At 68.4% G+C, this 22,540-nt stretch carries 20 protein-coding genes and 1 pseudogene; 5 read left to right on the top strand and 16 right to left on the bottom strand.

Features of this window, described 5'->3' with window-relative positions:
• Positions 1-8: 8 nt before the first annotated feature.
• Both FE633_RS01780 and FE633_RS01785 read right to left on the bottom strand, forming a co-directional pair.
• Positions 9-1,322 (bottom strand): beta-ketoacyl synthase N-terminal-like domain-containing protein, encoded by a 1,314-nt coding sequence (locus FE633_RS01780; protein WP_246113363.1) that lies wholly within the window; start codon positions 1,320-1,322, stop codon positions 9-11.
• Positions 1,323-1,433: 111 nt separating this feature from the next.
• On the bottom strand, positions 1,434-1,640 hold the full coding sequence (locus tag FE633_RS01785; protein ID WP_138043211.1) for a DUF5988 family protein: 207 nt from the start codon (positions 1,638-1,640) through the stop codon (positions 1,434-1,436).
• Positions 1,641-1,925: 285 nt separating this feature from the next.
• Between FE633_RS01785 and FE633_RS01790 the strand changes: the two genes are divergently transcribed.
• Positions 1,926-3,212: an IS701 family transposase gene (locus FE633_RS01790; protein WP_138043212.1), complete on the top strand. Its 1,287-nt coding sequence runs from the start codon at positions 1,926-1,928 to the stop codon at positions 3,210-3,212.
• A gap of 56 nt (positions 3,213-3,268) precedes the next feature.
• Here FE633_RS01790 and FE633_RS01795 read toward each other — a convergent pair whose 3' ends face one another.
• On the bottom strand, positions 3,269-3,541 hold the full coding sequence (locus FE633_RS01795) for an AAA family ATPase (RefSeq protein ID WP_425473132.1): 273 nt from the start codon (positions 3,539-3,541) through the stop codon (positions 3,269-3,271).
• Here FE633_RS01795 and FE633_RS01800 point away from each other — a divergent pair.
• A pseudogene (locus FE633_RS01800) lies at positions 3,500-3,896 on the top strand (LysR family transcriptional regulator); the annotation flags it as partial. The gene FE633_RS01795 and the pseudogene FE633_RS01800 sit on opposite strands and share 42 nt — an antisense overlap.
• A gap of 150 nt (positions 3,897-4,046) precedes the next feature.
• On the opposite strand, the gene FE633_RS01805 reads toward FE633_RS01800, so the two are convergent.
• Complete coding sequence (locus FE633_RS01805) at positions 4,047-4,706, bottom strand: YceI family protein (protein WP_138043213.1); 660 nt, start codon at positions 4,704-4,706, stop codon at positions 4,047-4,049.
• A 413-nt stretch (positions 4,707-5,119) separates the two neighbouring features.
• On the opposite strand from FE633_RS01805, the gene FE633_RS01810 reads away from it, so the two are divergent.
• Complete coding sequence (locus FE633_RS01810) at positions 5,120-5,923, top strand: VOC family protein (protein WP_138043214.1); 804 nt, start codon at positions 5,120-5,122, stop codon at positions 5,921-5,923.
• Positions 5,924-6,171: 248 nt separating this feature from the next.
• Positions 6,172-6,915: an IclR family transcriptional regulator gene (locus FE633_RS01815; protein ID WP_342790662.1), complete on the top strand. Its 744-nt coding sequence runs from the start codon at positions 6,172-6,174 to the stop codon at positions 6,913-6,915.
• A 102-nt stretch (positions 6,916-7,017) separates the two neighbouring features.
• Here the strand turns inward: FE633_RS01815 and FE633_RS01820 are convergent, their stop codons facing one another.
• From FE633_RS01820 to iolC, 12 genes are all read right to left on the bottom strand, one after another.
• Positions 7,018-7,821: an ATP-binding cassette domain-containing protein gene (locus tag FE633_RS01820; RefSeq protein WP_138043216.1), complete on the bottom strand. Its 804-nt coding sequence runs from the start codon at positions 7,819-7,821 to the stop codon at positions 7,018-7,020.
• A gap of 35 nt (positions 7,822-7,856) precedes the next feature.
• Positions 7,857-8,969, bottom strand: a complete 1,113-nt coding sequence (locus FE633_RS01825; protein ID WP_138043217.1) for an ABC transporter permease — start codon at positions 8,967-8,969, stop codon at positions 7,857-7,859.
• 111 nt (positions 8,970-9,080) lie between these two features.
• A complete protein-coding gene (locus tag FE633_RS01830) occupies positions 9,081-10,130 on the bottom strand; it encodes a sugar ABC transporter substrate-binding protein (RefSeq protein ID WP_138043218.1) in 1,050 nt (349 codons plus the stop codon).
• Between the two features lie 449 nt (positions 10,131-10,579).
• Complete coding sequence (locus FE633_RS01835; RefSeq protein ID WP_138043219.1) at positions 10,580-11,449, bottom strand: sugar phosphate isomerase/epimerase family protein; 870 nt, start codon at positions 11,447-11,449, stop codon at positions 10,580-10,582.
• On the bottom strand, positions 11,446-12,465 hold the full coding sequence (locus FE633_RS01840) for a Gfo/Idh/MocA family oxidoreductase (RefSeq protein ID WP_138043220.1): 1,020 nt from the start codon (positions 12,463-12,465) through the stop codon (positions 11,446-11,448). The genes FE633_RS01835 and FE633_RS01840 overlap by 4 nt, the downstream gene beginning before the upstream one ends.
• Positions 12,466-12,530: 65 nt before the next feature.
• Complete coding sequence (locus tag FE633_RS01845) at positions 12,531-13,964, bottom strand: sugar porter family MFS transporter (RefSeq protein WP_138043221.1); 1,434 nt, start codon at positions 13,962-13,964, stop codon at positions 12,531-12,533.
• A gap of 9 nt (positions 13,965-13,973) precedes the next feature.
• Positions 13,974-14,924, bottom strand: coding sequence for a TIM barrel protein (locus FE633_RS01850; RefSeq protein WP_138043222.1), 951 nt, complete (start codon positions 14,922-14,924; stop codon positions 13,974-13,976).
• A 67-nt stretch (positions 14,925-14,991) separates the two neighbouring features.
• Positions 14,992-16,488: a CoA-acylating methylmalonate-semialdehyde dehydrogenase gene (locus FE633_RS01855; RefSeq protein WP_138043223.1), complete on the bottom strand. Its 1,497-nt coding sequence runs from the start codon at positions 16,486-16,488 to the stop codon at positions 14,992-14,994.
• Between the two features lie 29 nt (positions 16,489-16,517).
• Positions 16,518-18,401, bottom strand: a complete 1,884-nt coding sequence (gene iolD / locus FE633_RS01860; RefSeq protein ID WP_138043224.1) for a 3D-(3,5/4)-trihydroxycyclohexane-1,2-dione acylhydrolase (decyclizing) — start codon at positions 18,399-18,401, stop codon at positions 16,518-16,520.
• Positions 18,398-19,291: a 5-deoxy-glucuronate isomerase gene (gene iolB / locus FE633_RS01865; RefSeq protein WP_138043225.1), complete on the bottom strand. Its 894-nt coding sequence runs from the start codon at positions 19,289-19,291 to the stop codon at positions 18,398-18,400. Before iolB ends, iolD begins: the two co-directional genes overlap by 4 nt.
• The gene (locus FE633_RS01870; protein ID WP_138043226.1) at positions 19,288-20,160 is read right to left on the bottom strand and encodes a Cgl0159 family (beta/alpha)8-fold protein; all 873 of its coding nucleotides are present in this window, start codon (positions 20,158-20,160) and stop codon (positions 19,288-19,290) included. Before FE633_RS01870 ends, iolB begins: the two co-directional genes overlap by 4 nt.
• A gap of 4 nt (positions 20,161-20,164) precedes the next feature.
• Entirely contained in the window at positions 20,165-21,133 is a 969-nt protein-coding gene (gene iolC / locus FE633_RS01875) for a 5-dehydro-2-deoxygluconokinase (RefSeq protein WP_138043436.1), read from the bottom strand.
• Between the two features lie 216 nt (positions 21,134-21,349).
• On the opposite strand from iolC, the gene FE633_RS01880 reads away from it, so the two are divergent.
• On the top strand, positions 21,350-22,351 hold the full coding sequence (locus FE633_RS01880) for a LacI family DNA-binding transcriptional regulator (protein ID WP_138043437.1): 1,002 nt from the start codon (positions 21,350-21,352) through the stop codon (positions 22,349-22,351).
• The last annotated feature ends 189 nt before the right edge of the window (positions 22,352-22,540 follow it).

Below are 22,540 nucleotides of genomic sequence, written 5' to 3' on the forward strand. Positions count from 1 at the left end.
TTCTGGCGTCAGACGGCGTTCGGGCTGCCGACGAGAATCACGTTCTTCACCCCGCCGATCTGGTAGTTGCAGGTCAGCGCGTAGTCGAAGTCGAGGGCCCTGACGTTCGTGCCGGGAACGGGATCGAACGGCAGCCCGTCGGCGGGCTCTTCGCAGTTCGCCGTGGGACACACCTGACCGCGCTCCATCATCAGCAGGCTCAACGCCACTCCGACGCAGCCGGCCGGCGCGCCGTTGTGGCCGAAGCAGGCCTCCTGCGAGGTCATCAGCAAGTCGCTGTCGGGGCCGTAGAGCTGCTTGGCCGCGTTCGCCTCGAAAGCGGTGACCACCACGTCACCGTCGCTGCCGCCGTGGATGTAGGGCACCTGCGACAGGTCCCACCGGTCTCCCAGACACTGCCGGACGGCGTCCACCAAGGCGGCTCCGCTGTCGTCACTGGCCAGCGGATTCAACAGGCCGTCGCGGGTCATGGCGTGCGCGAGCACCTGACCGTAGGCGCGCGCGCCTCGCCGGTCGGCGTGCTCGCGGGACTCCAGGATGAGGGTCGCGGCGCCTTCGCCGTGGTTCACACAGTCCGCCCGGCGGTCGTACGGGCGCATCAGCCGATCGAAGGAGGGCAGGAGCTCCGGCATGCCCTCCACCCGGACCGCCTCGTACGCGCCCTGGGCGGAGCGCAGCAGCCGCTGGACGTTCAAGATGACGTCCACTCCGAAGAGATCCACGCCCGACACGACGACCAGGTCGACCACACCCTCGGCGATCATCTGCCGAGCGGTGCCGACCTGCACCGCGGACGAGGCACATCCGCAGGACACGGTGAAGCACGGGCCGGTCGACCGTAAGACAGCGGATTGCACCAGGGAGACATCGGACGGTGTGAGTCCCTGCTGGCCCCGGACGAACAACTCCATCGCTTCCTGCGAACTGGTCGTCAGCGGATCGGCCTCGAGCACCGCCAGGTAGGGCCCCACATTGGTGTCCACGCCGCCCCGCCCGGCCAGAACGGCTGCCCCGGTCAGGTCACCTGCCCGGAAGTCCAGCCCGGCGTCCGAGCAGGCCTCCACCAGCGAGACCAGCCCGTACCTGTGGGCGTTGGTGTAGTGCCGGGAGAACGCCGGCGGGATGTCCGGCAGTCGCGCGTCGAACATGGCCGGTGACAAGTCGACCGCACCGTAATAGACGTCCCCATGCACAAGGCACGACGCTCCACGCGACGCGACGTCCCAGACGTCGTCCGCGGAGAACACTGGTCGGCTGGTCCCTGGCAGACAGAACCCCATGCCGGTGACCATGACGTCCCGCGCGCTCACGGCATTACTCATCCTGACCTCCAAAGGCGTGTGATGGTGCGTTCGTGGCACACGGGAAAGCGGGTCGTGTCATCGGTTCCTGTGCAGCCCGCTGGTCTCCGTCGGCGGCGCAGCCGCCCCCGGCTATTCCGCTCCAGGCTGATGGCGCGTCCAGCGGTACACCGGCATCGGGCCTTCACCGATGTCGGCGAACTCGCCGGTGAATTCGTAATGCTCGTAGCCGCCGTAGTACGCGATCTTCACCGGAGCGCCCGTTTCACCGGACGGCGCCTGCACTACCTGTGGAGCAACGCTGGGACCACCTTTGAGCAACACGAGACGGGAAGGCATGGGAGTACCGATCCTGACGGGAAAGGTCGGGGAACTTCGGTCGGATGATGCAGCCAAGAGCACTTCCAGCAGTCTTACCGACGTGGGTCCCCCGAAGCGCCGGCAGGAGCGGGGCATGGGAGCACGAGAAGAGCGTGTGATCGCATGTCGTTTCGATGTGTTAATCGGTATGCGAATGCGCTACCCGCAGGTCAGGGGGCACTCCGGCGTGCACCAATGAGTAGTGGACTTGGTCAGATGCAGTTGCCGGCGTGTCCGGTTGAAAGGCCGGGTCGTTGACCGGGGGTGACACCTGGGGAATTAGATGAGGTCCGGTGCCAACTGGACAATTTTGCCGCGGATGTGCTGGAGCCGTTCCCGCGGGCGGATCAGCGCCATTGGGGCGGGGTATATCTGCGCGGATTGCTGCTGGAGGGGCAACGGAAATCGGTGGAGCCGATGGCGGCCCGGCTCGGTGAGGACGGCAACCGCCAGGCCCTGGCTCACTTCATCACCTCCAGCCCTTGGGATTCTGCCCACGTCCGGGCCCGGCTGGCCCGGAAGATGCAGCCGGTCGTCGAGCCGACTGCCGTGATCGTCGGTGACATGGGGTTCCTCAAGCACGGCGACGCGTCGGCATGCGTGTCCCGGCAGTACACCGGCACCACGGGCAAGGTCACCAACTGCCAGGTGGGCGTATCGCTCCACCTGGCCTCCATCGGCTCGTCATCGGTGGTCAACTGGCGGCTGTTCCTGCCCAGATCCTGGGATCCCGCATCGCCCCAGGCCGATCCCGCCAAGGTCGCCCGCCGTGAACGGTGCGGCATCCCCGCCGGCGTCGGCCATGTGGAGAAATGGCAGCTGGCCCTGGACATGGTGGACGAGATCCGTTCCTGGGGCATCGACGTTCCCCTGGTCGTCGCGGACGCCGGCTACGGGCACGCCGCCGCTTTCCGGTTCGGCCTGGAAGAACGCGGGCTCCACTACCTGGTGGGCCTGCCCAAGACGGCCACTGCGCAGTTGGCCGCGGCGCACTCGGCCGCTGCGCACCCGGCCGCCGCGCGAACGCAGACGCCCTTGTGCGGTGGCTGCGGCCGCAATCCCGCGGCAGCCTGTTCCGACCGGCCGCAGACAGTGAAACGGCTGGTCATCGACTCGGGTCGCAAGACGGCCCGCCCGGTGCAGTGGCGCGAGGGATCCCGTCTCGGAACCGGCCGCATCGGGTTCAGGCACATGTACTCGCGCTTCGTCCCTCTGCGAATCCGTCCCGCCGGACCCGAGATCGGCAAAGTCGTGGAGATGCCCGCACAGTGGCTGCTTGCCGAATGGCCCTCCGACGCACCCGGACCGTTCGAGTTCTGGCTCTCCAACCTTCCCGAGAGCACACCACTGACCACGCTCGTGCGACTCGCCAAGCTCCACCGGCGCATCGAACACGACTACCGCGAGATGAAACAGGCCTTGGGCCTGACCGACTTCGAGGGCCGAACGTGGAACGGATGGCACCACCATGTCACGCTCGTCGCCGCCGCCCACGCCTTCCACACCCTCCTGCGCATCAGCTGCTGCCCAGAAGAAAAAACGCCGGCCTGACCCTCGGGCTTTGGCCACGTCAGCCTGAGGTTGAAAAGGCTCAGCGGATACGGCCGTCATGCGCGGGGACGGATCCGGCCGCGGTCGAGCGTCACGATCCGGTCGGCGGCGGCGAGGCCCGACCGCTCGTGGGTGACCAGGAGCGTGGTGCGGCCGCGGGTGGCGTCGAGGATGTCGGCGAGCACGGCGGCGGTGTCCGGGTCGAGTCCCTCGGTGGGTTCGTCCAGGACGAGGACGGGCGGGTCGTCGACTAGCGCGCGGGCCAGGAGCAGGCGCCGGCCGCCCGGCTGCAGTTGCGCTACTTCCAGGCCGTCGCCCGGTACGAGCACATCAGCCGCGCCGCGGAGGAGCTGCGCGTCGCCCAGCCCTCGCTCAGCCGCACCATCGCGCGCCTGGAGGCCGAGCTCGGCTCCCCGCTCTTCGACCGGCAGGGCCGCCGCATCCGGCTCAACCAGTACGGCGCGATGTTCCTGCGCCACGTCGACCGCCCAGGAGATGGCCCGCCGACTGCGCGCCGGCGAGGTCGACTTCTGTGTGGCCTCGCAGCCGCTGACCGGCACTAACCTCGAGTCGGGCCACTGGCAGCGGGCCCTCCTGGACCGGCTGTTCGCGTCCGAGGGGCTCACGCCGCAGCTGTCCTGCGAGGGCGACGAACCGGGTGCCAGTCGGTTCACCACCGGCAGCCCCTTCATGACACATCGCCTGCCCGACCCGCACCGCGAGCGCGCCCACGATCCGTCCTAGGCCGCCGGGAACTCCTCGCCCTCCACCTGGCCACGTCGGCCCGAGGCCTGGAATGCGAGCCTTCGCATGAGCGGCAAAGAGAACCGTCCGTCAGTTCACGGGGGCGGTGCGGATGGCAGCGATGTCGAATTGGAGGCGCACCTTGTCACTCACCATGGCACCGCCTTCGGCCAGCCTGGCGTTGTAGGTCAGGCCCCATTCGGAACGATTGATGGTGGTGGTGCCGTCGAATCCGACCCGCTCATCCCCGAATGGGTCGGTGACGTGTCCTATGTAGGTGAGTTCCAGGGCTACGGGACGGGTGGTGTCTTTGATGGTGAGATCGCCGGTCATACGGTAAACGTCGGGGCCCGCGAGTTGCACGTCGGTGCTGGTGAAACGCATACGGGGATAGGTGCGGGCGTCCAGGAAGTCACGGCCGACCAGGTGGGCGTCGCGTTGTTCCACGCCGGTGTCGACGCTGGCCGTGGACAGCACGATCTCGGCCTGCGAGCGAACGGGGTCGCGGCCGTCGAAGTAGAGCCGACTTTGGTACTCGGCGAAAGCCCCGCGCACTGTTGTCACCATGGCATGCCGGACCGAGAAGCCTATCCGGCTGTGCGCCGGGTCGATCGCCCACTCTCCGGTCAGCGCCGCGAGGGCGGGATCCGGCAGGCCGGCAGCGGGGCGAGCCGGCGGGTCGAGGGGGAGCGGTGGAGCAGCGGGGGGTGCCGTGCGGCGGAAGGACGTGCCGCGGTTGAACAAGTTCATGATTCACGTAGTTACTGCAAGACAGTTATTGCCGCAAGCCTCCTTCAAGAGCCGCAGCGGACAGAATCGGCACCTTCGGGCTTATACGTCGCCATCGCGGGACTGACGACTACAGGACCCACACATGCTCGTCACGCAATCGTCAGTGGGAGTCAATCGGTTCGGGCGGGATGCCTCCTGGATCGGAGGTTTAAATACCCCGCATTTCATGTCGGACATGTCCGTAGCGGTAACAGCAGTCACGATTTCAGTAGCCGGACCGCCTGTGGCGAGTGGGAAGACTCCTTTCCCCGCCGATGTTTTGTCGTACCACTCTTGCGCGAGCTCACGGCTGCTCGAACAGGTGTGGTCGACGGGCGTGCGTCAGCGGCCGGTGTCACGCTGAGGAGACACGATCCGTGAAGGGAATTGCCATGATCACCAGTGACTTCGCACCGGGGTGTCCCTGCTGGCTCGACCTCGGCGCTCCCGATGTCCGGGCCGCCGCTTCCTTTTACAGCGCCGTACTGGGATGGGAGTACGAGTCCATGGGTGAGGGCGGCGGTGAGGAGATGGAAGGGGGGATGTTCCGAAAGGACGGCAAGATCGTCGCCGGGCTGGGCAAGCTCACCGAGAAGGGTGCGCGCTCGGCCTGGATGATCTACTACGGCGTCACGGACGCGGACGCCACGACCCGGACCGTCGAGCGATTGGGCGGCACGGTGCGGGTGGCACCCATGGACCTCGACGAGTGGGGCCGGATGGCGCAGTACAGCGATCCGTCGGGGGGTCAGTTCGCCGTCTGGCAGCCGGGCACGAACAAGGGTGTGGAGCTGGTGGACGAGCCTGGCTCGCTGTCCTGGACCGAGCTGTTCACAAGCGACGCCGCGGCCGCGAAGGAGTTCTACGGCGGCGTCTTCGGTTGGCGGTTCAGCGACATGGAACTGCCGGGCGGCGGGGGTACGTACCACCTCGTCACCCCCGCCGATCTTCCCGAGGAGCGTATGCAGGGTGGCGTCATGGAGATGCGCAAGGAGGACCTCGCCCTGGCGGGTGGGCGGCCGTACTGGCATCCGGTTTTCGCCGTTGTCGACTGCGACGCCGCGGTCGCCAAGGTCACCGAGAACGGTGGCAGTGTGCAGATGGGGCCGGAGGATGTCGAGGGTGTCGGTCGGCTGGCCGTCTGTCTCGACCCGTCGAACGCGGACTTCGTGGTGCTGACCCCGGCCCGGGGCTGAGTTCCGGCAGGCCGGGCAGGGCGACGGACCGCTCACTCGTCGACTGCTGAGGGCCCCTCAGGTCATCTGTTCACCCACTCCTCTGTCTGGAGGGCGAACGTCCGGCAGTACGTGCCGGCAGTACCTCGATCCTCACCGAGGTACTTCACCGCCGAGAACGGCTATGTTCATTCAATGGACGCCCTCTTTCGGCAGCCGCCCCCGGGAGCGGAGCACTGATGCCCCGTTCCGGTCAGCCCGGTCGCAGCGTGAGTTCACGGCTGTTCGAGGTTCTCTTCGCGTTCCGCCCCGGCAGGTCCCGGCTCACTCTCGCCGACCTGACCCGGGAGACCGGCCTGCCCCATGCCACAGTGCGGCGACTGGCGCTGGAACTCGTCGAGGCCGGTGCGCTGGACCGGGCACCGGACGGCGGGTTCACGGTCGGTATCCGGCTGTGGCAACTGGGCACGCTGGCACCGCTGAGCGTTCCGCTGCGCACGGCCGCGCTCCCGTTCATGGACGACCTGCACACCGCCCTGCGTCAGCACGTACAGCTGGCGGTGCTGGAGGGCACCGAGGCCGTGCTCGTCGAGCGGCTGTCGGCGGGCAACGCGGTGGATGTCGTGTCGGGGCTCGGCGGGAGGCTGCCACTGCACTGCTCCGGCGTGGGCAAGGTGCTGCTCGCCCACGCTCGTCCCGAGTTGGTGGAGCAGGTCATCGCACAGGGCCTGTCGGCGTACACCGAGCGCACCGTCACCGAGCCGGCGCGGCTGCGGACACAGCTGGCCGAGTGCCGCGAGAGCGGCCTGGCCGTCGTTCGTGAGGAGACGACATCTGGAGTCGACTCGGTGGCCACCCGGATCCTCAACGCCGACGGCGAGGTCGTCGCGGCCCTGTCCGTCGTCGTGGGCGCCGGATCGGTCGATCTACGGACGGTACGGCCGGCGGTCATCGCCTCCGGCCTGGCCGTGTCCCGCAGGCTGGGCTGGCATCCATCGGCCGGAGTCAGGTGAGCCCGCCCCCCGACAGGAGAAACGAGGCCGGGCCTGCCCATCATGTCGGGCAGGTCCGGCCTCGCCATTGTTGTGAACGGTCCTGTCGGGGACGGCAGTTGCTCAGGCGAGGGGCTTGCCCTCCCGGTGGCGGCGCAGGCCCTCGGGCCCTTCCACGACGGCGGCGGTGAGTTCCTCGACGCTGGTGTCCTCACGACGTACGTCGAGGATCTTGCGCCCGTGGTTCATCACGATGTGCCGGTCGCAGATCTGGTAGGCGTGGTGCAGGTTGTGCGTGACCAGCACCGAGCTGACGCCCTCCTGCTTCAACTGAAGCAGGTAGTTGAGCAGGGCCTCGGTCGCGCGGACGGCCAGCGCGCTCGTCGGCTCGTCCAGGATCAGCAGACTGCGCTTGAAGTGCACCGCGCGGGCGATCGCCACAGCCTGCTGCTGTCCGCCGGAGAGCGAACCCACCAGCTGGCGGGGGCTCTTGATGCCCTCGATGGTGACCACGCTGTCGAGGATCTGCGCGGCGATCTCGTCCATCTTCCTCAGCCTCAGCAGCCCGAGGACATTGGTGAGTTCACGGCCCATGAAGATGTTGCGGGTGATGGTCATGGACGGCACCAGGGCGGAGTCCTGGAAGATCGTCTCCACGCCGCGCTTCTCGGTCTCCTGGCGGTTGAGCGTGGTCAGCCTCTCGCCGCGCCACAGATAGTCGCCCTCTTCGACGGTGACGACTCCGGACATCGTCTTGACCAGGGTCGACTTGCCGGCGCCGTTGTCGCCGAGCAGGCCGACGACCTCGCCCTGGTGGATGGTGAAACTGACGTCGTCGAGGACGGTGTTGGCTCCGTACCGCTTGGTGATGCCGGACAGTTCCAGCAGCACCTCGCCGGTGCGCTCCGCGGTGGCGGTGGGGGACATGGTTGCTCCGTTTCCGGCGGTGGGCTCGGCGGCGCTCACTTCGCCTTCCCCTCGATCATGCGGTTGAAGAAGGCCGCGGCGACGATGATCAGACCCACGAAGAGGTCCAGGTAGAAGCCGGGCGCACCACCGAGAAGCAGGATGTCCTGCACGGTGAGGATGAGGGCCGCGCCGAGGACCATGCCGAGGACGCTGCCGCGGCCGCCGGACAGCGCGACCCCGCCGACGACGGCGGCCGCGATCGCCTTCAGCTCCATACCGCGGCCGGTGCCAGGCTGGATCGAACCGGTGCGGACAGCGGTCAGGACTGCGGCGAGCGCCACGCACAGACCGAGGATGCCGAACGCGATGATCTTGACACGGTCGGGGTTGATGGAGATCGCGCGCGCGGCCGCGGGGTTGCCGCCGACCGAGAAGATGTGGTTGCCGAGCCGGTGCCGGTGCACAAGGAGCCAGAACAGCGCACCAAGGCCGAGCAGCCACAGCACCTGACCGCGGAAGAAGCCGAGGTCGGCGGTGAAGACCTGCTTCATGGTGTCGCTGGGGACCATCAGGGCGGCCGTGGTTCCGTTGTAGAAGAGAGCCGCTCCCTCCCAGAAGAGCATCATGCCGAGCGTCACGATGAAGGAGGGGATCCTGGCCTTGGTGACGAGGATGCCGTTCAGCAGGGCGATCGCCACGCCGGTGACCACAGCCATGCCGGTGGCGGTCCAGGCGCTCGCCCCGTCGGCGTACCACCTCGTGAAAACCAGTGCGCAGAAGGTGAAGTTGGCGCCGAGCGACAGGTCGAACTCACCGGCGATGATCAGGACGCCGGCGCCGATGGCGAGGATCGCCAGCACGGGGATGCTCTGGCTGAGGACGTTGAAGTTCGACTTCTCCAGGTAGGGGAAGCCCACGGGGTCGACGAGGTAGTAGATGGTGCAGCCGAGCTGCACCAGGACGAAGACCAGGCCGATCTCCAGTGCGCCGCGCCCACGGATCTGGCGCAGGCGCTCGGCCAGCCGGTCGCCGGTGGTGGTGGGGGCGGAGTCCGCGAGAGTCCGCTTCCGGGCGGGCGCGCCCCCTGTTGTGGCGTTCTCCTCCACGGCGGCGCCCCCTGCCGCCGGGATGCTCCCCGCGGTCGCCTGACCGCTCCGCTCGCTCATGGTCGTACTGCCTTCCTGGTTGAGATGGCGGGGCGGCCGGCCGAAATGCCTGGCCGCCCCGAGCCGAATCGTCGGCGGATGAGGTGGTGCCGGAGGTGCTGACGGCGTGGGTCAGCGGACCTTGCCGGCGAGCTCCTTGGCGATGCCGACGTTGGACTTGTCAACCAGGCCGCTGCCACCGGAGTTGATGCTGGCCGGGCTGAGACCGAAGTCGAGCTTCAGACCGAGTTCCATGACCGTCTGGAAGCCCTGGATGTAGCCCTGCTGGTCGGCCGCCGCGTCGATGGCACCGGACTCGATGCCGGAGACGATCTGCGGCGCCAGGTCGAAGCCGACGACGGGCACCTTCACACCGGAGTCGTCCATGGCCTTGACGACGTTGCGGTGCGGGGTACCGCCCAGCGGGACGATGGCGGCGGTCTTCTTGTGACCGAGCAGGTACTGCGTGATCTTGTCCAGGGCGGCGGAGTCCTCGATGCCGGTGCCGAGGATGTCCGTCTTGGCGCCCACCTCGTCGAGCGCACGCTTGACGCCGGCGTGGCGCTGGACGGCGTAGACCTGGTCGGGGAACTCGACGGGAGTGAGGACGGTGTCACCCTTGCCGATGTCGGGGTGTTCGGCGAGGAGGCGCTTGCCGAGCAGATAGCCGACCTCTTCGAAGTCCTGTCCGACGAAGCCGAGCGTGCAGGAGCCGACCTTGCCCTCCTGGGTGATGTTGTAGCTCATCACGGGGATGCCGGCCTTCTGGGCCGCACAGACGTTCTCGGTGTACTTGTTGGGGTCGTCGAGTACCACGGCCAATGCCGCGGGCTTGTCGGCGACCGCGCTGCCGATCAGGTCGTTGTACTTGGACTGATCGCCCGAGCTGGTCTGCATGTTCAGCTTGAGGTTGAGCAACTGCGCGGCGTCCTTGGCGCCTTGCGCGATGGTGGTCCAGAACGGGTCTCCGGGGTCCTGGGGGAGCAGGAAGGTGACCTTGCGGTCCTTGGCCTTGCTGCCGAGGCCCGACTTCAGCGACGTTCCCTTGCCCGAAGCCGATGCGGTGTCGTCCGAGCCCTGGGAGCAGCCCACCGCGAGCAGAGCCAGTGCGGGGACGACGGCGAGCGCGCGCCAGCCGGAGACCCGGCGGGCTCTTCGGGGCGAATCAGCGGAGTGCGGCATGTTCCTACCTCTCCTTTGAGGAATGTGTGAGGGCGCCGCGGGCCCGCAGAGAGTGCGGGACTGACTGAGGGGTCTTCGAACGGCGCGGAACGGGATTGAGGTCCTGGTCTCGTAGCGGACCGGTCGGGGACCTCTTTGGCGAAAATTAGCGCCTGTTTGGCTGAAGGTGTCAATACGGTTTCGCGAAGCGAATTCCAACGAATAGGTAACGGGGATTTTGATGTTCCGAGGTGGCCTCACTCGGGCATATCTCAGCGTGGCTTGCAGTAGCCTGATAGGCGTGTTTATGCAGGCCAAAGGGCCCTGCCGGGTGGTGATCGGCACTCGGCAGGGCTTTTTGCGCTATGGATGGCGAAGTTTATGGAGCGCTCTAGTGCGATGGTCCAGAACTGGTGAGTCGGAGGTTGATGGAATTGTTCACGCAGGTTCGCTGCGTGCGTCGGGGCGTCTCAGGCTGCGAGTTCCTTGGTGATGCGGTCGAGCATGAATGCGGAGGATTCGCGGGCGCGTTCCTCCCAGGCGAAGACGCAGGCGGTGGCGACTCCGTCGAAGTTGATTTCCCGCAGGGTGCCGAAGAAGACGTCCCAGTCGACCTCGCCCTGGCCGATGTCCAGGTGCTGATGGATACGGGCGGGGGTGCCGGGCGGGTTGAGGATGTAGCGCAGGCCGGAGGATCCCTTGTGGTTGAAGGAGTCGGCGATGTGCACGTGCTTCAGCTTGTCGCCGGCGTAGCGCATCATCGCCGCGATGTCCGCTCCGACCTCCGAGGCACCCGAGAGGTGGAAGGTGTGCGGGGCGCAATAGAGGTAGTTGACCCAGGGCTTGTTGATGGAGCGGACGAGGTCGACCGCGGGGGTGTTCTCCTCGCAGAAGTCGTCCGGGTGGGCCTCCAGGTTCAGGGCGATGCCCTCCCGCTCGAAGAGAGGCAGCAGCTCCTCCATGGAGCGCCAGAAGGCGGCCTCGCTCTCCGGGGCGCGTTCGGGGCGGCCGTTGAACTCCGAGTTCATCAGAGGGCATTCGAGGTCTGCGGTGATCTCGATCATCCGCTTCCAGTAGCGGACGGCGGCCTGCCGCTCCGTCTCGTCCGGTGAGGACCACTTGTACAGCGGCAGCACCGAGGACAGCCGCACACCGTGCGAGCGCAGGGAGTTCTTGAGCTGCGCGATGCGCTCGTCGTCCGCCCGCGGGTGCAGGAAGAACGGCATGAAGTCGGCGCGCGGGGACAACTCGATGTGCTCGTAGCCGAGTTCGGCGACCGTGCGCACCATGTCGTCGATGGGCAGGCCACGGAACATGTAGGGGTCAAGGGCGATTTTCATGCGGTGCCTCCGTAGAACGTGGGGCGAGGCTTCATGTCGGCGGTGACGACGGTGCCGTCGGACTCCAGGGAGCGGACGGCGGCGTCGCTGATGACGGTGGCGGCGTAGCCGTCCCAGGCGGACGGGCCGGTGGGCTCGGCGCCGGCCGCGACCGAGGCGATCCACTCGCGGAACTCGGTGTCGAAGGCGTCCGCGAACCGGGCCTTCCAGTCCTGGAGGACGGCCGAGCTGTGCTGCCCGGCGGTGCGGACGTAGGCGGCCGCCGGGTCGGGCAGCCGGACCAGGCCGTCCTCGCCGACCGTCTCGCACTGGATGTCGTATCCGTACTGGCAGTTGACGAAGACTTCCAGGTCGATGCGGACCCCGTTCGCGGTCTCGAAGTACATGATCTGCGGGTCCTTCAGGTGCGCGAACCGCTTGCTCGTGGCACGCGGGGTGATCACCTGGGCGGAGACGATCTCGTCGTCGAGGAGCCAGCGCAGTACGTCGATCTCGTGCACGGCGGTGTCCTGGGCGGCCATCGCGGAGTGGTACGCGTCGCCCACCGTGGGGTTGCGGTGGGCGCAGTGCACGATGAGCGGGGTGCCGATGGAACCGGAGGCGAGGACCTGCTTCATCTGGCGGTAGCCGGCGTCGAAGCGGCGCATGAAGCCGACCTGGACCAGACGGCGGCCGTGGGCGCGTTCGGCCTCGACGATGCGCAGGCAGTCCTCGGCGGTGGTGGCGAGGGGCTTCTCGCAGAAGACCGGCTTGCCCGCGGCGATGGCGCCGAGGACGTGCTCGGCGTGGGTGGGGCCCCAGGAGGTGACGAGGACGGCGTCCACGTCGGGGGAGGCGATCAGGTCGGCGCCCGTGGGGTACGCGGTGGCGCCGACACCGGCGGCGACCTCGGCGGTTCGGGCGGCGTCGAGGTCCGTCACCGCGGTGACCCGCGCTCCCGTAACGACGTCGGTCAGCCGACGGATGTGGTCCTGGCCGATCATTCCGGCGCCGATGACACCTACACGTACAGTCATGGTCGATTCCTTCAAAGGCGGGGGAGGGCGGGAGTGTTCAGGCTGCTCCCGCCCGTCCGGAGAGGTCAGGAGAAGCGGGCCTTCAGCTCCGCTTCGAGGCTTTCGAGGGTGCGGCCCTTGGTCTCGGGGACGTAGAGCTTGACGAAGGTGAGCGAGAACAGGCCCGCCACCACGAAGAGGAAGAACGTGTTGGAGATCCCGATCCCGGAGACGAGGGACGGGAAGACGAGCCCGATCACGAAGTTGGTCAGCCACAGCACCACGGCCGCCATCCCCATCCCGAAGCCACGCATCCGCATCGGGAAGATCTCCGACAGCATCAGCCAGGTCACGGGCGAGATCGCACCCTGCTGGAAGGCGAGGAACGTGACGGTCATCGCCAGCACGGCGTACGCCCGGCCGTCCCCGGCGGGCAGCACCAGGGAGAAGACGCCGATCAGCAAGAGAGCCGCGGTGGTACCGATCTGACCCGTCATCAGCATCGGGCGACGGGGTACGCGGCCCAGCAGCCAGATACCGACGAAGGTGGCCAGCACCGAGATCACGCCGTTGGCGATGTTCGCCGTGAGCGCGCTGTCGGCCGCGAAGCCGGCGTCGGTGAGGATCTGGGTGCCGTAGTACATGATCGTGTTGACGCCGGTGATCTGCTGCACGATCGCGATGCCGAAGCCGACGAACATCAGCTTGCGCACCCACGGCACGGCCTTGATGTCCTGCCAGCCGCCGAGCTTCTCCTGCTCGTCCTTGACGGCGAGCGCGGTCACCTCGGCGAGCTCGGCCTCGGCCCGCTGCTGGGACCGCACCTGCCTGAGCACGTCGAGAGCCTCGGTGAAACGGCTCCTGGAGGCCAGCCAGCGCGGACTCTCCGGCATGACCAGCATGCCGAACCAGAGCACGACGGCCGGGACGGTGGCGATCACCAGCATCCAGCGCCAGACCCCGCCGGACTCGCCGCCCACCCGCGCGATGATCGCGTTGGAGGTGAAGGCCAGCAGCTGACCGCTGACGATCATGAGCTCGTTGCGGGTGACCAGCGCGCCACGCCGCTCGGCGGGCGAGACCTCCGCGAGGTACACCGGCACGGTCACCGACGCGCCGCCGACCGCGAGGCCGAGCACGAACCGGGCCACGACCATGACCGCGGTGGTCGGGGCGAGGGTGCAGCCGAGGGCTCCGATGAAGAACAGCACGGCCAGCGTGAGGATCGTGCGCCGCCGTCCGCGCGCGTCCGACAGCCGGCCGCCGGTGATCGCGCCCAGCGCGGCGCCCAGCAGCAGCGAGCTGGTGACCATGCCCTCGGTGACCGGAGTCAGGCCCAGGTCGTCGGTCATGTAAGGCAGCGCGCCGTTGATGACGCCGGTGTCGTAGCCGAAGAGGAGACCGCCGAAGGTGGCGATGACGGTGATGATCCGCAGCCGCCGGGTGACCGTGGGCGGGGCGTCGTCCGGGACGGCGGGGGCGGGGGCGGGGGCCTGGGTCGTGTCCTTGCTGACGTCCATGGCCACCTCCTACTTGTCGGCGTTGGGGCGTCGGGTTCCGGTGAGGCCGCAACCGGCCAGGTGCTCACGGGTGCTGACCGCGATGGGCAGCGGTACCTCGGGAGCGCACGGGTACAGGTCCTGCTCGACGATCACGAACAACTCGGCGTCCAGCTCGGCCAGTTCGGCCACCAAGTCGGTCGGCTTGGGCACACCCGCCGGAGGCGACACGCACACTCCGCGCTTGACGGCCTCGCCGAAAGAGAGGTCCTCCGCGGCGACCTGCGCGAGGATCTCGGGGTCCATCTGCTTGATGTGGACGTAGCCGACGCGCTCGCCGAAGCGGCGGATCAGGTCGAGGTTGTCGCCGCCGCCGTAGGCCACGTGTCCCGTGTCCAGGCAGAGGTTGGTGTAACGGCTGTCGGACTCGTTCAGCAGCCGCTCGATCTCCGGCTGGGTCTGGATGTGACTGTCGGCGTGCGGGTGGACGACGAGACGTACGTCGTACTCGTCGAGGAGCAGCTTGCCGAGCCGGTCGGCGGCGCGGCCGAAGCCCGCCCACTGCTCCGCGGTCAGCTCGGGCGACTCGGTGAACGCGCCGGTCTTCTCGTCCCGGTACATGGGCGGGATGAAGACCAGGTGGTGGGCGCCCGCGGCGGCGGTCAGCGCGGCCACCTGACGGACGTGGTCGAGCATCTCGTCCCACGCGTCCGGACGGTGCAGCGCACCGAACGCGGTGCCGCCGGAGACCTGGAGCCCACGAGACTCCAGCTCTTCCTTGAGGCGCTGTGGGTCGGTGGGGAGGTAGCCGTACGGGCCGAGTTCGAGCCACTTGTAGCCGGCCGCCGCCAGTTCGTCGAGGAAGCGGGTGTACGGGACCTGGTGCTCGTCCTCGGGGAACCAGACGCCCCATGAGTCGGGGGCGGAGCCCAGACACAGGTTGCCCACGACGGTGCGGAGGGGGGATGGCGTCGTTGCCATGGTGTACGTCCTTCGAGAAGGGGATCGGGGAAGTTGCGCCGGATGAGGGTTCTGCGGCGACGCAGGGTCAGTTGGAGGTGGGGAAGTTGAAGCCGGCGTTGACTTGTTGCTTGGGCTGGGGCCAGCGGGTGGTGACGACTTTGGGGCGGGTGTAGAAGCGGATGCCTTCGGGGCCGTGGATGGGGGAGTCGCCGATGAGGGAGTCCTTCCAGCCGCCGAAGGAGTAGTACGACATCGGCACGGGCACGGGGACGTTGATGCCGATCATGCCGACTTTGATCTTGCGCTGGAAGCGCCGGGCGGCTTCGCCGGAGGCGGTGAACAGGGCGGTGCCGTTGCCGTAGGGGTTGGCGTTGATGAGGTCGATGGCCTGGTCGAGGGTGTCGGTGCGGATGATGGCGAGGACGGGTCCGAAGAGTTCTTCCTTGTAGGCGTCCATGTCGGTGGTGACGTGGTCGAGGAGGGAGGGGCCGGTGAAGAAGCCCTCTTCGTGGCCGTCGACTTTCAGTCCGCGGCCGTCGACGACGATGGTGGCGCCTTGGGTGCCGGCGGTGGTGACGGCGTTTTCGATGCGTTCCTGGGCGGTTTTGGTGACCAGGGGGCCCATGTCGGTGCCGGGGGTGTTGCCGGGGCCGACGGTGATTTCGTGGGCTTTGCGTTCCAGGACTTCGACGAGCGCGTCGGCGGCGTCGCCGACGGCGACGGCGACGGAGACGGCCATGCAGCGTTCGCCGGCGGAGCCGTAGGCGCCGGCGGTGATGTGGTTGGCGGCGAATTCGAGGTCGGCGTCGGGCAGGACGACGGCGTGGTTCTTGGCGCCGCCGAGGGCTTGGACGCGCTTACCGTGCGCGGTGGCCGTCTCGTGCACGTACTTGGCGATCGGAGTGGAGCCGACGAAGGAGACGGCTTCGATGCCGGGGTGGGTGAGGATGGCGTCGACGGCCGGCTTGCCGCCGTGGATGACGTTGAAGACGCCGTCGGGCAGCCCGGCCTTCTTGTACAGCTCAGCGACGAAATTCGCAGCCGACGGGTCGCGTTCGCTGGGTTTGAGGATGAAGGTGTTGCCGGTGGCGATGGCGATGGGGTGCATCCACAGCGGCACCATGGCGGGGAAGTTGAACGGGGTGATGCCGGCGACGACGCCGAGGGGCTGGCGGAAGTTGTGGACGTCGATGCCGCGGGAGACCTGGTCGGAGAAATTGCCCTTGAGGACGTCGCCGAGTCCGCAGGCGAATTCGACGACTTCGCGGCCGCGGGTGATTTCGCCGCGGGCGTCGTCGACGGTCTTGCCGTGTTCGGCGGAGATGATCCGGCCGAGTTCTTCCTCGTGTTCGACGAGGAGCTGGCGGAAGGCGAACATGACCTGGGTGCGCTGGGTGAGGGAGGACTCGGACCAGGTTTCGAAGGCGCGGGCGGCGGCGGTGACGGCCGCGTCCACGTCGGCGGCCGAGCCCAGGGCGACCTGCGCCTGCTCCTGGCCGGTGGCGGGGTTGAACACGGGTGCGGTCTGCGGGCCCGTGCCGGCGGCGGGGGAGCCGTTGATCCAGTGCTGGATGGTCTTCACGGTGCGGGTTTCCTTTGCGGGGACGGGACTTACAGGTAGTGCCGCTGGGCCTGCTTGTGGGCGGCGTAGGTCTCGTAGGCGGTGCGGGTGGTGTCGAGTGCGGAGGTTTCGCTGACGGGGACGTCCCACCAGCCGTGGCCGGGCGGGTTCGGCCCGTACAGGTCGGTCTCCACATGCACGACCGTGGTGCGGGAGGCCGCCTTCGCCTTCTCCATCGCCGTACGGAAGGTGTCGACGGTGGTGGCGTGCAGGACATCGGCGCCGAGGGAGGAGGCGTTCGCGGCGAGGTCGACCGGCAGGACGTCGCCGTCGAGGAGGCCGGAACTGTCGTCGCGGAAGCGGTATTTGGTGCCGAACCGCTGTGAGCCGAGTGCCTCCGACAGTGACCCGATGGAGGCGAAGCCGTGGTTCTGGACGAGGACGATGATGACCTTCAGGCCTTCGGAGACCATGGTGACGATCTCCTGGGCCATCATCAGATAGGAACCGTCGCCGACGAGGACGACGACCTCGCGGGAGGGGTCGGCCATCTTCGTGCCGAGGCCGGCGGCGACCTCGTAGCCCATGCAGGAGTAGGCGTATTCGACGTGGTAGGCCTTCGGGTCCCGCGCCCGCCACAGCTGCTGCAGGTCGCCGGGCATGGAACCGGCCGCATTGATGACCACATCGCGGTCGCCGAGGACGTCGTTGAGGGAGCCGAGAATCTGCGTCTGGGCGGGCAGACGGCCGGTGTTGCGCTCGGGCGCGAAGCACTCCTCCTCGATCTCCCGGGTGCGGGCGATGAGTTGACGGGTCCTCGCGCGGTACTCCGCTGAGACTTCCCAGTCCACCAGCGCCCCGGCCAGCGTCTCGATGCCGAGCCGTGCGTCGGTCACCAGCGGCTCCGCCGAGTGCTTGACCGCGTCGAGGCGGGCGACGTTGAGGTTGACGAACGTGACGTCGGGGTTGGAGAAGACGGTGTGGCTGGCGGTGGTGAAGTCGGAGTACCGCGTGCCGATACCGAGAACGACATCGGCATCCTTGGCCAGCTCGTTCGCCGCGTGGGAGCCGGTGGAGCCGATGCCGCCGACGGCGCAGGGGTGATCCCAGGGGACTGCGCCTTTGCCGGCGTGGGTGTCGGCGACGGGGATGCCGGTGGCCTCGGCGAAGGCCCGCAGCTGGGTCTCGGCACCGGAGTAGACGGCACCTCCGCCCGCCACGATCAGTGGTTTGCGTGCCCCGCGCAGCAGGCGTGCGGCCCGCTCGACGGCGGCCGGTTCCGGCACCGGCCGTCCCACATGCCACACCCGGCGCCGGAAGAAGGAGAGGGGCCAGTCGTAGGCTTCGGCCTGCACGTCCTGCGGCAGGGCGAGGGTGACGGCGCCGGTCTCCACCGGATCGGTCAGCACCCGCATCGCGGCCAGCGCGGCCGGGATCAGCTGCTCGGGCCGGGAGATGCGGTCGAAGTACTTCGATACCGCGCGGAAGGCGTCGTTGACGGTGACGTCCCCGCCGCGGGTGTCCTCCAGCTGCTGCAGGACGGGGTCGGCGGCGCGGGTGGCGAACATGTCGCTGGGCAGCAGCAGGACGGGGATGCGGTTCGTCGTGGCCAGCGCCGCACCCGTGATCATGTTGGTGGAGCCGGGGCCGGTGGAGGCCGTGCAGGCGAAGGCCGCCAGCCGGTCGCGCATCTTCGCGAACGCCACCGACGCGTGCACCATGCCCTGCTCGTTACGGGCCAGGTAGTAGGGCAGATCGGCCTCTTGGGTGACCGCGGCCTGCAGCAGCGCCTGCCCGATCCCGGCCACGTTGCCGTGCCCGAAAATCCCCCACACCCCGGGAATCAGCCGCTGCTCCTGGCCGTCCCGCTCGCTGTACTGGCTGGCCAGGAAACGCACGAGCGCCTGGGCGGTAGTGAGTCGGACGGTCTTCATTGTTCGTTGAGCCCTTCGAAGGGAAGCCGGTCGTCGACGTCCTGGGACTCCCAGGTCCCGCGCACCCACCCGTGGGCGGGGTCGTCGCAGATCAGCCAGGCACGGTCCTGGCCGGGGCCTGCCATGACGTTGAGGTAGTAGAGGTCGTAGCCGGGTGCGGCGATCGACGGTCCGTGCCAGCCGTGCGGGATCAGCACCGTGTCGCCGGAACGGACCTCGGCGAGCACATCGATCGGCCGCTCCTGCGTGCCGTACACCCGCTGATAGCCGAAGCCGCCCTCACCCGCGACCTGGAAGTAGTAGATCTCTTCCAGCTCGCTCTCGACCGGGTTGCCCGCGTCGTCCGTACGTGCCTCGTCGTGCTTGTGGGGCGGGTAGGAGGACCAGTTGCCACCCGGGGTGAGCACCTCACACACCAGCAGCTGCTCGGCGTCGAACGTGCCGGGCAGGCAGTAGTTGTTGACCTGACGGGAACAGGCGCCTGCGCCGCGCAGCTCGACGGGCACGTCCTCCTTGTGCCCGTACCGAGCGGAGAGTGAGCTCCGCTCGGTACGGGCGGAGGGCAGCGCGAATCGTCCCCCGTGCGCGCTGCAGATGACGGCCTCCGATTCGCGCGGCAGGTACGCGAAGTCGGTGGCCGAGGCGAACACGCCTGTCCGGCCGTCGAGTTCGAAGCTCTGCCCGTCGACGGTGACGGTGCAGCCACCGGTCAGTGGCAGCACCAAGTACTCGGATTCCCTGGTGGACAGGGTGTGTGCCTCACCCGGAGCCAGGGTCAGGATCCTGAGGCCGGAGTAGCCCCAGCCTGCCGACTCCGGGGTGACGACGAGGTCGTACGGGCCGTCGGCCGAAGTCCCTTTGGGCAGGTGGTACTTGTTCGTGTCGCTCACAGCAGGCTCACCGCCCGGTCGACTGCGCCGGCGACGTCGCCGTTGGAGGGGTAGAGCAGGGAGCGGCCTACGACCAGGCCCTGTGCGGTGGGTTGTTTGAGGGCTTTGCCCCAGGAGGCGAAGGCCGCGTCGGGGTCGGTGACCTCGCCGCCCAGCAGCAGCGCCGGGAGCGTGGAGGAGGCGAGGACGCGTTCCATGTCGTCGACGACCGGCAGCTTCAACCACATATAGGCGGTGCGGCGGCCCAGCCCCGAGGCGATGGTGATCGACTTGATGACGGCGTCGGGGGAGAGGTCGTTGCGGATCTTCCCGTCCTGCCAGGAGGAGAGGAACGGCTCGACCATCGCGATGAGCCGGCGGTCGTTGAGCGCGTCGACCGCGCGGACGGTGTTCTCCAGGGCGGAGGGGGTGGCAGGGTCGTCGAGGGCGATGCGGGTGAGCATCTTGCCGCCGTCGAAGCCCATCGCGGCGAGTGTCTCGGCGTCGTAGCCGGTGAAGCGGTCGTCGATCTCGAAGATCGAGCCGGCGAGTCCGGCGCGGTTCATGGAGCCGAAGACGCTCTTGCCTTCGAGGACACCGAGCAGCAGCAGGTCCTCCAGGATGTCGGCGGTACCGAGCACACCCGTCACCCCCGGCCGCTCCAGGGCGAGGCAGAGGCGGTCGAGGAGTTCGAAGCGGTCGGCCATGGCGGTGGGGTCGCCGCCGACGCCGTTGGCACCACGCGCGGGATGGTCGGCGGCGATGATCATCGCCTTGCCGTGCTCGCCGAACAGCGAGGTGGCCTTCACACGTCGCGCGGCCGCCGCCGCGATGGCGCCGGGGTCACTGACCCGGGCACCCACGATCCGGCTCACGTTGTCAGACAGCACGTCGTCATGCCTTTCGATCGGTGAAGGCGAGGGATGCCTCGCGGAGCTTCGTGTCGACCTCGGCCTCCGTCGGCATGGCGTCGGAGCAGGCCAGGCGGCCCGCGACGATGGCGCCGGCGGCGTTGGCGAAAGCGACCGTGCGGCGCGTGTCCCAGCCGGACAGCAGACCGTGGCAGAGCGCCCCGCCGAAGGCGTCACCGGCGCCGAGACCGTTGACCACGTCCACCGGAACCGGCGGGATCTCGGCGGACGAGCCGTCGCGAGCGACGGCCAGCACGCCCTTGGGCCCCTGCTTCACCACCGCCAGCTCGACACCGGCGGCGAGCAGCGCCTTCGCGGCGGCGTACGGCTCGCGCTCACCGGTGGCGACCTCGCACTCGTCGAGGTTGCCCACGGCCACGGTGGTGTGGCGCAGGGCCTCGGCGTAGTACGCACGCGCCTCGGACGGGTCGGTCCAGAACATCGGCCGCCAGTCCAGGTCGAAGACCGTCGTCCCCGCCTTGGCCCGGTGGGCGAGGGCGGCGAGGGTGGCCGAGCGGCTCGGCTCCTCGCTCAGCCCCGTCCCGGTGATCCAGAAGATCCCGGCGTCGCGCACCGCGCCCAGATCCAGCTCGTCGGGACGGATGTCCAGGTCAGGGGCCTTCGGCAGCCGGTAGAAGTACAGCGGGAAGTCGTCCGGCGGGAAGATCTCGCAGAAGGTCACCGGGGTCGGCGCGATGTCCGACGTACCGACGAAACGGCTGTCGACGCCGTAGCCGTCGAGGGCCGTGCGGACGAAGTCACCGAACGGGTCCCGGCCCGTCTTCGTGATCACCGCCGCCGAGCGCCCGTACCGGGCGGCGGCCACGGCGACGTTGGTCGGGCTGCCGCCCAGGTACTTGCCGAACGAGGTGACCTCCGCCAGCCCCACGCCAGTCTGGAGCGGATACACATCCACTCCCACACGGCCCATGGTCAGCACTTCGAACGGCATCACGCATGTATCCCTTCGCTCCGGAGACTCCGGGGAGTTGTCACGGGAGGATTGACTGCCGCGCGCTACTAGCGCGCTCTAGTGCGAGTACGATGACCCCTGTCCAAATGTCATGTCAATAGCTTGTTGCTGGGGGATTTCGGGACTGCCCGTCTAAGGTTGGGCGCGTCGAAGGGTGGTTCACAGGTGAATACATCGGGCAGGCAGCGGCCCACGATGGTGGACGTCGCCGCCAAGGCAGGCGTGTCCAGGGCACTCGTCTCGATCATTTTCCGTGACCAGCCGGGGGCGAGCCAGGAGACCCGCGAGCGGGTCCTGCGCGTCGCCGACGAGATCGGCTACCGCCCCGACAACGCGGCCCGGCTGCTCGCCCGCGGCCGCAGCCGCACCCTCGGCGTGATGTTCACCGTCCACCAGACCTTCCACGCCGACCTCGTCGAGGGTATCTACCCCGAGGCCGAACGCCTCGGCTACGAGGTCCTGCTCTCCGCCACCGCCCAGGGGCGCGGTGAGGCCAAGACCGTCGAGGCGCTGCTCAGCCACCGCTGCGAAGCGGTGATCCTGCTCGGAGGGGACGCGGCGGCCGCGGACCTCGACGCCCTCGGACAGCGCACGGTCGCCGTCTCCGTCGGCCGCCGGGTGCCCCACGCCCGCGTCGACAGCGTGCACACTGCGGAGGGCAAGGGCATACGGCAGGCCATGGACCATCTCGTCGAACTGGGGCACCGCCGGATCGTGCACATCGACGGCGGCAAGGGCCCCGGCTCGGCCGAGCGGAGGCGCGCCTACCGGGCCGCGATGCGCCGCCACGGTCTGGAGTCCGAGCTGCGGGTGATTCCTGGCGAGCACACCGAGCAGTCGGGCATCGAGACCGGCCGCCTGCTCCTGGCGGAGAGAGACAGCGGGCTACCCCTGCCGACGGCGGTCCTCGCGGGCAACGACCGGTGCGCGATGGGCCTGCTGATGTCCCTGACCCGGGCCGGCGTCGAGGTTCCGCGCGACCTGTCGGTCGTCGGCTACGACGACAGTCACCTCTCCCACCTGATGCCGATCGGCCTGACCACCGTCCGCCAGGACGCGGTCCTCATGGCGGAGTACGCGGTGCGGTTCGCCGTGGAAAGACTGGAGGACGCGGAGTTGCAGCCGCGTGAGGCGGTGCTGGACCCGAAACTGGTGGTGCGGGGCACGAGCGGGCCGGTCCCAGAAGGGCCTGCCTGACGGCTCGTCGACGTTGTCCTTGCCCTCTACGTGGGGATGTTCCACTTCTGCCGTTGCCGTTGCCGTCGATGTCCAGGCACTTGCCGAACGCGCGCAAAGTGCCGCCTGGCCTGAGACCCACGGGGTGGTGACTTGTCCGACCGGGCCGCCGAGCTCTGATCTTCCAGGTCTTCATGCGGGCGAAGGTGT

It is taken from the genome of Streptomyces montanus, from assembly GCF_005786655.1.
Taxonomy (GTDB): Bacteria; Actinomycetota; Actinomycetes; order Streptomycetales; family Streptomycetaceae; genus Streptomyces; species Streptomyces sporangiiformans.

Excerpts from the sequence above, each read along its gene's own strand:
- FE633_RS01840 (WP_138043220.1), bottom strand. The coding sequence starts at position 12,465 with ATGACTGTACGTGTAGGTGTCATCGGCGCCGGAATGATCGGCCAGGAC.
- FE633_RS01785 (WP_138043211.1), bottom strand. The coding sequence starts at position 1,640 with ATGCCTTCCCGTCTCGTGTTGCTCAAAGGTGGTCCCAGCGTTGCTCCA.
- iolC (WP_138043436.1), bottom strand. The coding sequence starts at position 21,133 with ATGCCGTTCGAAGTGCTGACCATGGGCCGTGTGGGAGTGGATGTGTAT.
- FE633_RS01810 (WP_138043214.1), top strand. The coding sequence starts at position 5,120 with ATGATCACCAGTGACTTCGCACCGGGGTGTCCCTGCTGGCTCGACCTC.
- iolD (WP_138043224.1), bottom strand. The coding sequence starts at position 18,401 with ATGAAGACCGTCCGACTCACTACCGCCCAGGCGCTCGTGCGTTTCCTG.
- FE633_RS01835 (WP_138043219.1), bottom strand. The coding sequence starts at position 11,449 with ATGAAAATCGCCCTTGACCCCTACATGTTCCGTGGCCTGCCCATCGAC.
- FE633_RS01820 (WP_138043216.1), bottom strand. The coding sequence starts at position 7,821 with ATGTCCCCCACCGCCACCGCGGAGCGCACCGGCGAGGTGCTGCTGGAA.
- FE633_RS01845 (WP_138043221.1), bottom strand. The coding sequence starts at position 13,964 with ATGGACGTCAGCAAGGACACGACCCAGGCCCCCGCCCCCGCCCCCGCC.
- FE633_RS01780 (WP_246113363.1), bottom strand. The coding sequence starts at position 1,322 with ATGAGTAATGCCGTGAGCGCGCGGGACGTCATGGTCACCGGCATGGGG.
- FE633_RS01805 (WP_138043213.1), bottom strand. The coding sequence starts at position 4,706 with ATGAACTTGTTCAACCGCGGCACGTCCTTCCGCCGCACGGCACCCCCC.
- FE633_RS01825 (WP_138043217.1), bottom strand. The coding sequence starts at position 8,969 with ATGAGCGAGCGGAGCGGTCAGGCGACCGCGGGGAGCATCCCGGCGGCA.
- FE633_RS01830 (WP_138043218.1), bottom strand. The coding sequence starts at position 10,130 with ATGCCGCACTCCGCTGATTCGCCCCGAAGAGCCCGCCGGGTCTCCGGC.
- FE633_RS01850 (WP_138043222.1), bottom strand. The coding sequence starts at position 14,924 with ATGGCAACGACGCCATCCCCCCTCCGCACCGTCGTGGGCAACCTGTGT.
- FE633_RS01880 (WP_138043437.1), top strand. The coding sequence starts at position 21,350 with ATGGTGGACGTCGCCGCCAAGGCAGGCGTGTCCAGGGCACTCGTCTCG.